This is a genomic window from Ralstonia insidiosa (genome assembly GCF_008801405.1).
Taxonomy (GTDB): domain Bacteria; phylum Pseudomonadota; class Gammaproteobacteria; order Burkholderiales; family Burkholderiaceae; genus Ralstonia; species Ralstonia insidiosa.
The window spans coordinates 739595-754050 of sequence record NZ_VZPV01000002.1; the positions used below are offsets into that span (position 1 = coordinate 739595).

Annotated in this window: 12 protein-coding genes; 2 read left to right on the plus strand and 10 right to left on the minus strand. The window is 63.5% G+C overall.

Annotated features, from left to right (window positions below; all coding sequences use genetic code 11):
- Positions 1–317 precede the first annotated feature (317 nt).
- The gene (locus F7R11_RS20115) at positions 318–1247 is read left to right on the plus strand and encodes a hypothetical protein (protein ID WP_064808409.1); all 930 of its coding nucleotides are present in this window, start codon (positions 318–320) and stop codon (positions 1245–1247) included.
- Here F7R11_RS20115 and F7R11_RS20120 read toward each other — a convergent pair.
- The 5 genes from F7R11_RS20120 to F7R11_RS20140 form a co-directional block, all read right to left on the minus strand.
- Entirely contained in the window at positions 1244–2698 is a 1455-nt protein-coding gene (locus F7R11_RS20120; protein ID WP_064808407.1) for an efflux transporter outer membrane subunit, read from the minus strand. The genes F7R11_RS20115 and F7R11_RS20120 overlap by 4 nt on opposite strands.
- On the minus strand, positions 2695–3999 hold the full coding sequence (locus F7R11_RS20125) for an efflux RND transporter periplasmic adaptor subunit (RefSeq protein ID WP_064808405.1): 1305 nt from the start codon (positions 3997–3999) through the stop codon (positions 2695–2697). The genes F7R11_RS20120 and F7R11_RS20125 overlap by 4 nt, the downstream gene beginning before the upstream one ends.
- Positions 3992–7198 (minus strand): efflux RND transporter permease subunit, encoded by a 3207-nt coding sequence (locus F7R11_RS20130; protein WP_064808403.1) that lies wholly within the window; start codon positions 7196–7198, stop codon positions 3992–3994. Before F7R11_RS20130 ends, F7R11_RS20125 begins: the two co-directional genes overlap by 8 nt.
- 257 nt (positions 7199–7455) lie before the next feature.
- Positions 7456–7749, minus strand: a complete 294-nt coding sequence (locus F7R11_RS20135; protein ID WP_064808401.1) for an addiction module antidote protein — start codon at positions 7747–7749, stop codon at positions 7456–7458.
- 1 nt (position 7750) lies between these two features.
- Positions 7751–8047: a type II toxin-antitoxin system RelE/ParE family toxin gene (locus tag F7R11_RS20140; protein ID WP_021193282.1), complete on the minus strand. Its 297-nt coding sequence runs from the start codon at positions 8045–8047 to the stop codon at positions 7751–7753.
- A gap of 280 nt (positions 8048–8327) precedes the next feature.
- On the opposite strand from F7R11_RS20140, the gene F7R11_RS20145 reads away from it, so the two are divergent.
- The gene (locus tag F7R11_RS20145) at positions 8328–9566 is read left to right on the plus strand and encodes a cystathionine gamma-synthase family protein (RefSeq protein ID WP_064808399.1); all 1239 of its coding nucleotides are present in this window, start codon (positions 8328–8330) and stop codon (positions 9564–9566) included.
- Here F7R11_RS20145 and F7R11_RS20150 read toward each other — a convergent pair.
- The 5 genes from F7R11_RS20150 to ctaD all read right to left on the minus strand — a co-directional run bounded on the left by F7R11_RS20150 (position 9557) and on the right by ctaD (position 14455).
- Positions 9557–10870, minus strand: a complete 1314-nt coding sequence (locus F7R11_RS20150; RefSeq protein ID WP_104577571.1) for an MFS transporter — start codon at positions 10868–10870, stop codon at positions 9557–9559. The genes F7R11_RS20145 and F7R11_RS20150 overlap by 10 nt on opposite strands.
- Positions 10871–11020: 150 nt before the next feature.
- Complete coding sequence (locus tag F7R11_RS20155) at positions 11021–11371, minus strand: cytochrome C oxidase subunit IV family protein (protein WP_064808397.1); 351 nt, start codon at positions 11369–11371, stop codon at positions 11021–11023.
- An 8-nt stretch (positions 11372–11379) separates the two neighbouring features.
- Complete coding sequence (locus F7R11_RS20160; RefSeq protein WP_064808394.1) at positions 11380–12072, minus strand: heme-copper oxidase subunit III family protein; 693 nt, start codon at positions 12070–12072, stop codon at positions 11380–11382.
- Positions 12069–12689 carry a cytochrome c oxidase subunit 3 gene (locus tag F7R11_RS20165; protein WP_064808392.1) on the minus strand — a complete coding sequence of 207 codons (621 nt, stop codon included), beginning with the start codon at positions 12687–12689 and terminating at the stop codon, positions 12069–12071. Before F7R11_RS20165 ends, F7R11_RS20160 begins: the two co-directional genes overlap by 4 nt.
- Positions 12686–14455, minus strand: coding sequence for a cytochrome c oxidase subunit I (gene ctaD / locus F7R11_RS20170; RefSeq protein WP_064808389.1), 1770 nt, complete (start codon positions 14453–14455; stop codon positions 12686–12688). Before ctaD ends, F7R11_RS20165 begins: the two co-directional genes overlap by 4 nt.
- Position 14456: the final 1 nt, after the last annotated feature.

The window sequence follows — 14456 nt, forward strand, 5'->3', positions numbered from 1 at the left end:
ATGCAGCATGAGGCCTATGGCCCCGTCTTCTGCTGCAGTGACATGGCTTCACGCTTACGTGGCTGCGCAGGGTAGATGGCATTGGAATCGACACGCCGAAACAACAGTTAGTCACGTAAAGATCAGAATTAAATAACTCTGTTTCGCCGCCAACCCGCGCGGGTATTGGGTTTTTGCGAGTGTTAGCAACATTTAAAACATGTCCCCCCGGTTGAGGGGATCGGCCGCCATCGGCGCGATGACACAATCGCCGGAAAACCGGAAACTGCGGCCTTGATGGCACTCGAAACCATTGCAGATCCGGACGGGGGAACTTCATGCAGGGAAGTTGGATTGCAATCTCCGCAGCGCGTGCGCGGGCGCATCGGCTGTATGGCGTACGGGGTTGGTTGGTGACGTTGTTGTGGCTGACCACGTTGCCGGTGCTGGCAATGGTGCTCGGGATGATTGCCGCGTTCGTGCTGCATGTGACGGGCGGCGAATGGGTGCATCCGCTGTTCGTGCTGCCGTGGCTGGTGTATCCGGTGGGGCTGGTGGCAGTGGCGTTCTTGCGCGTGCGCTGGTTTCCCGCGCTCTGGTTTGTGTACTGCCTGTTCCAGTTGCCGATGGTGCTCTACGTAGGGCCAATGCTTCAGCAGTGGCTGGCGCAAGCGCCCAGCCACACCCTTGAAGCGTTGCCGACGGTGTTGCTGTTTGCATTGCAGGTGCTGGCACCCCTGGTGGCTATGGGATACATCGTGCGCTCGCGCCGCGTGCGGGTCACCTATCGGCATCAGGTGCGGATTGGCGATCCGGCTGCTGCACCAGCGGTGTTTGATCGGCCTGCTCCAAATGAGACGCCCACCGATGCCACTGACCATGCCCGCGAGCGGGCCGCACTGCGCCGTGTGACGCAGGAGTTGAGTTCTGGCGTGTTGGACACGCAAACGTGGATGCAGGTGATGCGGCATCACGCCTTTGCCACCGATAGCCTGCGCACCACCGCCTACGTGCGCGCCCGCATGGCCGAGCTGTGCCCGCCGGCCCATGTGCACCCGCCGCTGCTGCGCACGCTGGCATCTGGCCTGGGCGCATTGTTTGTCAGCCTGACGGCGATGGCGCTTCTGGTGGCGGCGGTGCTTGCACTGGCGTGCCGACTGCCCAGCGGGATGATTGAGCAGCTTGCCATGCCAATGGTGCTGGTGCTGACACTGAGTTGGCTGGTTGGCCTCTTTGCCGGTACGTGTTTCCTGCGCCGCGTGGCTTAACGCTTGGCCGATGGCGGCATGGTGGGGTGGTTCCAATCCCCACCCACTGCCTTGACGAGGAACACGCTGGTCGTCAGTTGCTGCCCCAGGATCTGCACCGCCGTACGCTGGTTGTTCAGCAGCGACTGCTGCGCGGTGATCACGTCCAGCGACGTCGCCAGCCCGCCTTCATAGCGCACGCTGGCAATGTCGTAGACCTTGCGGGCGCTGGCGACGGCTGCGCGCGCTTGCGTCGCGGCACGGTCGAGCGATTGCAGGCCGGCCAATCCATCTTCCACTTCCTGCAACGCGCCCAGCACCGTCTGCCGATAGTTGGCGATCGAGCCTTGGTACGCGGCATTCGCAAAGTCCACGCGCGCGCTTGTGCGGCCGGCGTCAAACACCGTCTGCGCGATCTGTGTGCCGAACGACCACAGCAGCGTGGGCGCACTGAACAGCAGTGCGAGATCACGGCTTTCCCAGCCGGCGCCACCGCTCAGCATCACGCTGGGGAAGAACGCGGCGCGCGCCACCCCCACCTGTGCGTTGGCGGCGGCGGCACCGCGTTCAGCGGCGGCCACGTCAGGGCGGCGTTCAATCACGTCGGACGGCAGCGCCACCGGAATTGCGGGCGGTGTTCCTGCCAGCGGTACGGGGTCGATGTGGAACGCGGGGGCGGGCGTGCCGACCAATGTGGCCAGCGCGTGCTCATACTGCGCACGCTGCTTGGTCAGCAGCTCAGCCTGTGTGGCGGTGCTGTCGACCAGCGCTTGCTGTTGCGCGAGGTCCAGGCCAGAGGCCACGCCGTCCTGATGGCGTGAGGTGACGAAATCGAGCGCCTTGCGCTGCAGGGCCAGGCCCTCCTGCACGACGGCGATTTCGGCATCGGTCTCGCGCAGGTTGTACCAGGTGGTGGCCACTTGCGCGGCCAGCAACAGGCGAAAGTTTTCCAGGTTGGCCGCAGCCTGTTCTTCGCTGGCCTTGGCGTTGCTGACGGTGTTGCGCACGCGGCCGAACAGATCGGCTTCGTAACTGACGTCGGCACGCAGGACGAAGTCGTCCTGCACCGTCGACATGGTCGGACTGCTGTACGACGCAAGCGGCCGGAAGGCGGACGTGCGGGTGCGTGCGTCGTTGCTGCTGGCAGTGACCGTTGGCAGCAGGCTGGCGCGCGCCACGCGCGTGACGGCTTGGGCCTGCTCCAGATTGGTCAGTGCCACCTTGAGCGACTGGTTCTCGCGCAGCGCTTGCTCGATCAGCTTGTCGAGCTGCGGATCATTGAAGCGCTGCCACCATGGGCCCTTGGGGGCATCGTCGGCGGGTTGCGCGGCGCGCCAGGGGGCCTCGGTCTGCCAGTGCGCGGGCAGGTCCATGGCCGGGCGCTCGTAGGTTGGCGCGAGCGAGCAGCCCACCAGCAGGGCGGTGAGCGTGGATGCCAATGCGGTCACATGGAACTTGGGCAGCCCGGTCATGATGCACGCGGCGCGGAAGCCGCAGGCGAGGACGTCGGAGATGCAGCAGGCGCCGGCTTCACGATGGTCACGGCCTCGCCCTGTTCGATGGAATCGGCCGGGTTGAGGATCAGCGCATCGTCCGATTTCAGGCCGGAGAGGATCTCGACCGTGCGGCCGAAGTCGCGGCCGATGTTGACGGCGCGCAGGTCCACGCGACCGTTCTCTGCCACGGCAATGCGTGGGCCTTCCTTGCGGAACAGCAGCGTGTTGGTCGGCACGATGAACGACTTTGGCGCATCGCCGGTTGCACCTGCCTTGCCGGCGACGGCCACCTGCACATACGCGCCGGGCAGCAGACGGCCATCCTTGTTGGGCAATTGCACCTCGACCTGCATGGTGCGCGTGGCCGTATCAATGGCGCCGGATGCGCGGGCGATGGTGCCGTGGAAGGTCTGTCCCGGCATTTCGGCCATCGTGACGGCCACGTCCTGGCCTACCTTCACCTGCTGCGAATACGCTTGCGGAACGTACAGGTAAATGCGCAGCGGGTCGGTCTGCGCCAGCGTGAACAGCTCGCGATTGGCACCCGCATTGCCGGCGTTGACCAGCGTGCCCACATCGACATTGCGCTTGGTGACAACACCTGCAAACGGTGCCACCACACGGCGGAAGCCTTGCAGCTCCTGCAGGCGGCGCACGTTGGCATCGGCGGCAGCCAGGTCGGCGTGCGCCTGGTTGGCGGTGCTGGTGCGCTCATCCAGTTCCTGTTGCGAGACGGCGTCTTTCTGGCGCAGGTTCTGCCAGCGCGTGAGCGACGTCTGCGCAAGTGCCAGACGCGCGGCCGCCTGGTTGCGCGCGGCCTGGGCCTGGTTCAGTTCCTGGTCCACTTCCGGCGTGTCGAGCAGGGCCAGCACTTCGCCCTTGTCGACATGCGCGCCGATGTCTTTGAACCAGCGCAGCACGTAGCCGTTGGTGCGCGCATAAATGGGCGATTCCACAAAGCCCTGCAGCGTGCCGGGCAGCGTCAGGTCGCGGCTGGTGTTGGCGGGTTTCGGTGCGGTGGTGTTGACGTAGCGGCTGGTTTGCGCGCTCACCTGCCGCTCCAGCGCGTGGGCGTTGTAGTAGCGGCTGACCAGCGTGCGCGCAGCGCCCAGTGCCAGCAGCACGCCCACAACAATCACGACCCAGCGTGCGCGTCGCATGGCGCGGCCGCGGTCTACGTGCTCGATCGGGTCAACGGTGACGACGTGATGCGGCGGGCCGTCCGCCAGATGACCCGAATGCGGCCCAGAATGCGTGCCGGATGATTGTTCAGACATGTCCTTCGCTTCCCCGCAAATCGTGACTACGCCGTGCGGCGCGCCGCTGCAATCTGTTGTGCACGCTGGCAAACACCACCGGAACAAAGAAGAGTGTCGATACGGTCGCAAACAGCAGACCGCCGATCACTGCGCGGCCCAGCGGCGCGTTCTGCTCCGCGCCTTCGCCCAGGCCCAACGCCATCGGCACCATGCCGATCATCATTGCCAACGCCGTCATCAGCACCGGGCGCAGGCGGGTGGCGCCGGCTTCCAGCGCGGCCTGCACGGGTGCGATGCCTTCGGCCAAGCGCTCGCGCGCAAACGAGATCAGCAGAATCGAGTTGGCCGTTGCCACCCCCATCGTCATGATCGCGCCCGTGAGCGACGGCACCGACAGCGTCGTACCTGTCACGAACAGCATCCACGCAATGCCCGCCAGCGCCGCCGGCAGGGCGGTCACGATGATGAGCGGATCGATCCACGACTGGAAGTTCACCACGATCAGCAGGTAGACCAGCACGATGGCCATCACCAGGCCCACGCCCAAGCCGACGAACGACGATTCCATCGTCCGCACCTGGCCGCGAATGGTCACCTGCGCGCCGCGCGGCAGCTTGGGGCGGATGTCGTCCACGGCTTTCTGGACTTCCTTGGCGACGGCTCCCAGGTCGCGCCCCTGCACGGAGGCGTACACGTCCACCACTGGCGTGATGTCGTAGTGCGAAACCACTTGCGGCTGCACCGATGGGCTCACCTGTACGAGGTTGCCCAGCAGTTGCGGGCCACCCGGCTGCGCAGCACCGCCACGCGCACCGGCCACCGGCGTGCGCAGCAACGCGTCGAGTGAATCCACGCGGTACTGCGGGCTCTGCACCGCTACCTGGTAGACCACACCGTTGATCGGGTTCAGCCAGAACGTGGGCGACGTCTGGAAGCTGGAGCTGAGCGACACCAGCAGGTTTTGCGCCACGTCGCGTCCTTCCAGGCCAACCTGCTGGATGCGGGTGCGGTCCATGTTCAGGGCCAGCGTGGGCTGGTCAAAACGCTGGTGCACGTGCGTATCCACTGCGCCCGGAATCTGCTTGATGCGGTTGGCCAGAATGCCGGCCAACTGCTGGTTGGTGGCCACATCGGCGCCCGAGAACTGCACGTCAATCGCCGAGGGCAAACCGAAGTTCAGGATCTGGCTGACGATGTCCGCCGGCTGGAAGGCAAACTCCACGCCCGGGAAGCGCTTGGGCAGCTCTTCGCGCAGGCGGCTGATATACACGGCACTGGGCTTGCGCTCGCCTTCGCGCAGGGCGATGAGGATTTCGCCATCCAGCGTGCCGATTGTGCCGGCGTTGCTGTACGACAGGTTGATGCCCGAGTTCGGCACGCCCAGGTTGTCGAGGATGGTGGTCAGCTCGTTCTTGGGAATGATCTCGCGGATGGTGGCTTCCACTTCATCCGCCAGGCGCGCGGTTTCTTCAATGCGCAGGCCGGACGGTGCACGCATGTGCAAGCGGATCTGCCCTGCATCCACATCGGGGAAGAAGTCGCGCCCCAGCACCAGATACAGCGCGCACGACGCCACGCAAAAGCCCAGGAACGACAGCGCGAACGCGCGGCGGCGCTCCAGCAGCCCACTGAGGATGGCCGCGTAGTTGCCGCGCATGTGCTCGAACTGCGCGTTGAACCCCTTGTAGATGCGACTGAAGGTGCTCGGCTTGGCGTCGGGTTTCTGCGTGTTTTGCGTGTGGCCGGCCATCATCATCATCACCAGCGTCGGCACCAGCGTGCGTGACAGCACGTAAGACGCCAGCATCGCGAAGATCACCGCCTCGGCCATCGGCACGAACAGGTAGCGCGCCACGCCGGTGAGGAAGAACATCGGCACGAACACGATACAGATACAGATCGTCGAAACGAACGCCGGCACGGCAATCTCGGCCGCGCCGTCCAGAATGGCGGTGATCGGGTCCTTGCCCTCGTGCAGATGACGCTCGATGTTCTCGATGGTGACGGTGGCGTCGTCCACCAGAATCCCCACCGCCAGCGCCAGGCCGCCCAGCGTCATCAGGTTGATGGTCTCGCCAATCAGGTGCAGCACGATGATCGATGTCAGGATCGACAAGGGAATCGATATCGCGATGATGACGGTGCTGCGCCAGTTGCCCAGGAACAGCAGGATCATGGCCGCCGTCAGGCACGCGGCGATCAGCGCCTCGCGAATCACGCCCTCAATGGCGGCCTTCACAAACAGCGACTGGTCGAACAGCGGCGTGATCTTGAGGTCTTGCGGCAGGGCCGCCTCCGCCGCAGGCAGCAGCTTGTAGATGTTGTTGACGATATCGAGCGTGGACGCACCGCCGTTTTTGAGAACCGACAGCAGCACGCCGCGCTGACCGTCCTGGCGTACCACGTTGGTTTGCGGCGAGAAGCCGTCGCGCACGTTGGCCACGTCGCCGAGGTAAAGCGTGGCGCCGTTGCTGGTCTTGACCGGAATGGCATTGAGCGCGGCGATGCTGCCCGGCGTGCCGTTGAGCGTGACGCCGTATTCGGTGGCATCGATCTTCTGCGTGCCGGCCGGCAGGATCAGGTTCTGCGCGCCCACCGCGTTGACGATGTCCACCGGCGTCAGACCCTGCGCCAGCAGCTTCTGCGTATCCAGATCCACCGTGATCTGCCGGCTCTTGCCGCCGTACGGAAATGGCACGGCGATGCCCGGCACGGTAATCAGGCGCGGGCGCAGGAAGTTCAGCGCCGTGTCATTGAGTTCCTGCTCAGACAGCGTGTTGGACGACAGCCCCAATTGCAGAATCGGAATGCTGGAAGCCGAGTACTTGATGACCAGCGGCGGCGTGGTACCTGGCGGCAACTGCCGCACCTGCGCCTGCGTGCTCGCCACGATCTGCGCCAGCGCCGTCTGGATGTTGGCGTTGGGCTGGAAGAAGACCTTGATGATGGAGATGCCGCCCAGCGACTGCGACTCGATGTGCTCGATGTCGTTGACGGTGGTGGTGAGGCTGCGCTCCGTGACGGAGACGATGCGATCGGCCATCTCCTTGGCGGGCAGGCCGTTGTAGTTCCAGATGATGCTGGCAACCGGAATATCGATTTCCGGAAAGATGTCCGTTGGCGTACGCATGAGCGTAAACGGCGTTGCCAGCAGGATCAGCAGCGCAAGGACGATGAACGTCAGCGGCCTTCGCAGCGCGAGTTGGACAATCCACATGGAAGCGTTTCAGAACCGCGAAGCGTTGACGGGGGCGAGAGCCACCCGAGCGGGCGGCGACCAACAATTCTAGCGCCGGGAGTGTTCGATCAGAATGTTTTGATGATCAGACATTATTACAGTGCATAACGGCGGCTGCCGAGGCAACTGAAGAGCGTTGCGTGGTGCGGCTGTTCTGCCTAGGGCTTCCATTTGACCGACCGGTCAATCCCCAATAAGCGGACGCGCGGGTTGGATCGCCTGTCTCTTACCGCTGCTCAGTGGGCAACGTGGACCTTGGTCGTCAATTCAATACCGAGCGCTTGCATGACAGCCAGCAAGGTCTTCAATGTGGGGTTGCCCTGCTCACTGAATGAGCGATAGAGCTGTTCGCGGGAAAGACCGGTGTCATTGGCGATCTGTGCCATGCCTTTGGCGCGGGCGACGATTCCCAGCGCATGCGAGATGAAGCCAGCATCGTTGGTTTCGAATGCGCCGGCCATGAACGTGGCGATGGCTTCGTCAGAGGTCAGATCCTCAGCCGGATCATAGGTCGTCAACTTGTCGGTCATGTCATTCGCTCCATTGCGCAGCGAGGCGCTTGGCCGTGTTGATGTCCTTGGCCTGCGTGCTTTTATCACCACCGCAAAGCAGGATAACGATCGTGCTGCCTCGCTGATGGAAATAAATGCGATATCCAGGCCCGTAGTGGATGCGCAGCTCACTAATGCCTTGTCCGACCGGTTCGGCATCGCCAACGTGGCCATAACCCAAACGGGCCAACCGCAAGGCGATGGCAGCGCGAGCGCGCTCGTCCTTGAGCTTTGTGCGCCACTTTCGGAACGTCTCGGTTTGCTTGAGCTCGATCACAGAATTGTGGTTTATAAACTACTGATATGCAAGAGGGGGATGGCGAGCCAGCCTGATGGCTGATCGCGGAACAGACGATGTCGAGACTGCGACGTCAGCTGCCGGCACCACGAAGGCGGGTGCGTAAATGGTAGTGATCGGTTTCTGTCTGTAAATTGCCCGGCGTCTGATTTGCGAAGCCTTGGCGTGATGACCTGCATTACGCGTTGCGACGCCGCAGGCGTAGCAAGATTCGCGCGATAATGATCGACTTTCCCGCCTTTCCCTTGCTGCCCCCGCCATGACCGGACTCACCACCGCCCTCCTGCACGCCGACCGCGAAGCCGGCTCCGAGCACTACGCTGTCCACAAGCCGCTCCATACGTCCACCACCTATGGCTATACGGATACGCGCGAGCTGATCGACGTGTTCCAGGGCAAGCCCGGCTACACGTACGCGCGCCAGGGCAACCCGACCACGGCGGCGCTGGAAGCCAAGATCACCATGATGGAGGGTGGCCTGGCCACCGCGTGCTTCGCCACCGGCATGGCCGGCATCGTGGCGGTGTTCTCGACCCTGCTGCGCGCGGGCGACCACGTGGTCTCCAGCGCCTTCCTGTTCGGCAATACCAACAGCGTGTTCGAGACGCTGCGCCACATGGGTGTGGAGGTGACGTTTGTCGATGCCACCTCGGCACAGGCCGTGGCCGACGCCGTGCAGCCGAACACGCGCCTCGTCTTCGTGGAAACCATCGCCAACCCGCGCACACAGGTGGCCGACCTCAAGGGCATCGGCGACATCTGCAAGGCGCGCGGCCTGCTGTACGTGATCGACAGCACGATGACTTCGCCGTGGCTGTTCCGTGGGCGTGATGCACAGGCCAGCCTCGTGGTGCATTCGCTGTCCAAGTACATCGGCGGGCACGGCAACGCGCTGGGCGGCGCGGTGGTCGACACCGGTCTGTTTGATTGGACCACGTATCCGAACATCTTCCCGGCCTATCGCAAAGCCAAGCCGGAAATGCAGGGCATCCAGCAGATCCGCAAGAAGGGTCTGCGCGATCAGGGCGCGACGCTCATTGCCGATGCCGCACACCGCATTGCTGTGGGCGCTGAAACCATGGCCCTGCGCGTGGACCGCACCTGCAGCAACGCGCTGGCACTGGCTCGCACGCTGGCCGCGCATCCGAAGGTGGCACGCGTCTACTACCCCGGCCTGCCGGAGCACCCCGAGCATGCCCGTGCCACCGAGCTGTTCCGCCACTACGGCGGCCTGCTGAGCTTCGAGCTGGTGGAAGGCGCGGACTATGTGGAGATGCTCAACCACCTGCGCTTTGCCGTGCGTGCCACCCACCTGGGCGACACGCGCACGCTGGTGATTCCGGTGGCGCCGACCATCTATTGGGAAATGGGCGCCGAGCGCCGTGCGTCGATGGGCATTGCCGATTCGCTGGTGCGTGTGTCGGTCGGCATTGAAGATGAAGCCGACCTGCTGGCCGACTTCACCCAGGCGCTGGACGCCATTACCGTTCAGGCGTAAGCCGGCTTGTGCCGCAGCACGCGCATCAGCAACGCAGCGGCACACAGGTAGAGGGCCATCACGAATGCAAGCCCGGGCACGGGGGAGCCGGTCGCACCGGTAATCCAGGTCGTGATCGACGGCATGACGGATGGCCCGAGATTCCCCAGGCTGCTAATGAGGGCGATGCCGCCTGCGGCGGTCTTGCGCGGCACGTACTCGCTTACGGCAGCAAAGAAGAGCGGCGTGGTGGACGATTTACCCACCGCGACTACCGCCAGCGCCACGATGGACCACACCAAGTGTCCTTTGGCGAAGATCGTCAGGAACAGGCCCAATGCGGCGAGTAGCGCCATGCAGGCAAAGTGCCGGCGGCGTTCTTGGTGACGATCGGAACTCCGGCCCACCAGCACCATGCTGGCCGCGCCCACCACGGCGGGAATGCCGGCCAGCAATCCGACCACGAACACGTCTGCCACGCCCCAGCTCTTGATGAGCGTCGGTGTCCAGAACACCACCGCATAGCTCGCGCCCAGAAACAGGAAGTACGTGAGCGACAACAGATAGACCTTCGGATCACGCAGCAGGCTACCCAGCGCACCGTGCCCGGCCCGGGTGGTGTCCTGGCTCAGCAGGCGGCGCAGCGTGTGCTTCTCCCCTTGCGTGAGCCAGGCGGCGTCTTCGGGGCGGTCTTTCAGCGTGAAATAGGCCACGATGCCAAGCAACGGCGCCGGCAGGCCGTGCACCACAAACAGCCACTGCCAGCCATGCAAGTCGAGTACGCCGTCCATGAACTTCATGAGCCAGCCTGAAGCCGGCCCGGCGATGATGCCGGCAATCGGCAGGGCGACCATGAAGGTTGAGATGGCCTTGGCGCGCCGGCTGCTGGGGTACCAGTAAGTCAGGTACAGAATGACGCCCGGAAAGAACCCCGCCTCGAATGCACCCAACGCAAAGCGCAGCGCATAGAACTGCATGGGCGTCTGCACGAAGATCATGGCGGCCGCGCACAGGCCCCAGCACACCATGATGCGCAGCAGCGTCTTGCGCGCGCCGATCCGCTCCAGGATCAGGTTGCTCGGCACTTCAAACAGGAAGTAGCCGACAAAGAAAATGCCCGCCCCCGCCGCGTACACCGCATCGCTAAACGGCAGCGCATGCTTCATCTGCAACTGCGCAAAGCCGATGTTGATCCGGTCCAGGTAGGCAATGACGTAGCACGTGATGAGCAATGGCAACAGGTGCCAGTTGACCTTGGTAAAGAGTGCGTCGTCATTAGGTTGCGCTAGGGGGCGCAAGTCGGCTGGCGCCAACGTTTTTTCCATGCATGTCTCCTTTGTTGTCCGCGCGCCATGTTTGGCATGCGTGCCGAGGCCCATGGCTTTGTGGTGCCTCGATCAAAGGATGGTGCTTGGAATGTCGTCCGGTTGTGCGGCGCTCAACCAATCCTTACGTTGTTGTTGCGCTTTGGCAGGTCAGTGGAAGAAGAGGGCGCGCATGCCAAAGGTGTGGTGTGCCTCTGCGGCCATCAGCACCATCAACACCAGCAGGGCCAGGGGCGGCATCAGGATGGCGTAGACCAATGCCAGCCGCTCCCACACCATGTGCATGAACACCGATACGATCAGGCCCGCCTTGGCAACCATCAGCACGATGATCAGTGTCCAGCGCGTCAGGCCTTCCACGCGAAAGTAGTCCACCAGGTACGACAGGGTGCTCAGCACGAATAGCAGCCCCCAGATTTTCAAGTAGATGCCGATGGGGTGCTGCTGGCCATGTGCGGCAGCGGAAGCCTCATGGCCGTGAGCGGCGTCGGTGTGGTCCATGGTCTGCCTCACCACAAGTAGAACAGCGCAAAGATGAATACCCAGACGAGATCGACGAAGTGCCAGTACAGGCCGGCGATCTCAACAATCTGGAAGTTGCCTTGCTCAGCAAAGCCTGGCTGCAGGATCTTGCGCGCGATCACCAGCAGGTAGATCACGCCGCAGGTCACGTGAAAGCCGTGGAACCCGGTAATCATGAAGAAGCACGCGCCAAACTGTGCCGCACCTAGCGGGTTGCCCCATGGGCGGATGCCTTCATGCACGATCAGCTTGGTCCATTCGAACGCCTGCATCGAGACAAAGGCTGCGCCCAGCAAGGCTGTGGCCAGCATCAACAACGCCGCCCGCTTGGCGTCGCGCCGGTAGCCGAAGTTGACCGCCATCGCCATCGTGCCGCTGCTGCTGATGAGTACGAACGTCATGATGGCAATGAGGAGCAACGGCACTTCGACGCCACCCACCGACAGCCCGAACACCTTGGATGGATCAGGCCACGGCACGGTGGTCGACATGCGCACCGTCATGTAGCCGATCAGGAAGCTGCTGAAGACGAAGGTGTCCGACAGCAGGAAGATCCACATCATGGCCTTGCCCCACGGCACCTTGAAGGTTTCGCGGTCGCCTGACCAGTCGGTGACGATGCCGGGCCAGCCTTCAGGTAAGGCCTTGGCGGAATCGGTCGGGAGCGTGGGGGTGCTCATGGTGTGGCTCCAGTCAGCGGCCCGCAGATGGCGGTGACGAATGCTGGGGTGATCCACCACATCGCCGCCAGCAGCACGAGCCACACGGCCAGCAGGAAATGCCAGTACGTTGTGCAGAGAGCGACGGCGCGCTGGGTGCGATCCATGTTGCCGCGCAGGCGTGCAATCGTCACAACCAGGACGACAAGCCCGCCGATGACGTGCGCCGCATGCAGACCGGTGAAAACATACAGGAAACTGTTGGAAGGGTTGGCCGCCACACCTTGGCCGCTGGCAGATAGCTGTTGCCAAGCGTTCCATTGGCCGAAAACGAACAACGCCGCGAGTGCACCGCCCGCCAGCAGCCAGACCGTGCGGCGCGATGCTGTGCGCCGTGCAAGCTCCATCGCCGCACTCGCCAGCGCAAGCGCACCGGTGTTCCACCACAGCAGCACGGGGTGCGGCACGGGCATCCAATCCGCTTCACGCATGCGCATTGCATAAGCGAGGATCAGCAGCGAGAACAATGCCGTCACGACGCCCATGAAGACGCGCAACCCCGTTTTTTCCACATCCTGGCCAGCGCTTGGTAGAACGGGCGATGCATCTGGAACGAAGTGGCGGGGCAGGGTCGTCATGCGCGCACCCCGCCAGCGTGGAGGATGTCGGCTTCCGTCTCGGGTGCACCGGTGGGCGGCTCGTTCTGTGGCACGAAGTCTTCTGCGCGATTGGGCGGGCTGTATTCATATGCCCAGCGATAGACCACCGGTAGCGTCGCCCCCCAGTTGCCGTGCACGGGCGGTGTCTGCGGGGTCTGCCATTCAAGCGTGGTGGCGCGCCACGGGTTGCCGCCGGCCTGTTTGCCGCGCACCAGGCTCCACGCCAGATTGATCAGGAACAGCAACTGCGCGGCACCGACGATGAACGCAATGATGCTGATGAAGGTATTCAGCGTCTGCGCCGATGGCGGAATGAAGCTGTAGCCCTCATAGGCGTAATACCGGCGCGGCATGCCCAGCACACCGAGGTAGTGCATCGGAAAGTAGATCAGGTACGTGCCGATGAAGGTGATCCAGAAATGCGCGCGGCCCAGCGTGTCATTCAGCATGCGGCCCGTCACCTTCGGATACCAGTGGTAGAGCCCGCCAAACACCACCAGGATCGGCGACACGCCCATCACCATGTGGAAGTGCGCGACCACGAAGTACGTGTTGGACAGCGGAATATCCACGCTCACGTTGCCGAGGAAGAGGCCGGTGAGCCCGCCGATCACGAACGTGCTGATGAAGCCGATGGCAAACAGCATGGGCACGGTCAGGTGGATATCGCCGCGCCACAGCGTGAGCACCCAGTTGTAGACCTTGAGCGCGGTCGGGATGGCGATGATGAGCGTGGTGGTGGCAAAGAAGAAACCAAAGTACGGGTTCATGCCCGCCACGAACATGTGATGCGCCCAGACGACGAACGACAACGCACCGATGATCACAATGGCCCACACCATCATCCGGTAGCCGAAGATGTTCTTGCGCGCGTGCGTGCTGATGAGGTCCGACACGATGCCGAAGGCCGGCAGCGCAACGATGTACACCTCTGGATGCCCGAAGAACCAGAACAGGTGCTGGAACAGCAGCGGGCTGCCGCCGGCATGCTGGAGTGTTTGCCCCATCGACACGACCGCCGGGATGAAGAAGCTCGTGCCCAGTGTCTTGTCGAGCAGCATCATGATGGCCGACACGAACAGCGCCGGGAACGCGAGCAGCGCCAGCACGGTCGCAGTGAAGATGCCCCACACCGTGAGCGGCATGCGCATCAGCGTCATGCCTCGGGTGCGCGCCTGCAGCGTGGTCGTCACGTAGTTGAGCCCGCCCATGGTGGCCGCGACGATGAAGATCGCCAGCGACACCAGCATCAGCACGATGCCCCACTCGGTGCCCGGTGTGCCCGGCAAGATGGCCTGCGGGGGATACAGCGTCCAGCCCGCGCCCGTCGGCCCGCCGGGCACGAAGAAGCTTGCCACCAGCACCAGCACAGCCAGCAGGTAGACCCAGTAGCTGAGCATGTTCAGGAACGGAAACACCATGTCGCGCGCACCCAGCATCAGCGGGATCAGGTAATTGCCGAAGCCACCCAGGAACAGTGCCGTGAGCAGGTAGATCACCATGATCATCCCGTGCATGGTGACGAACTGGTAGTAGTGGTTGGCGTCGATGAAGGCGAACTTGCCCGGAAAGCCCAACTGCAGCCGCATCAGGTTCGACAGCACGAGCCCCACCAGCCCGATGGCGATGGCCGTGAGCGAGTACTGCACCGCGATGACCTTGTGGTCCTGGCTCCAGACGTAGCGTGTCCAGAAACTCGAGGGTTCGTGACCCTGGCCGTCGTGGTCGGTGTGGGCGTAGGACATG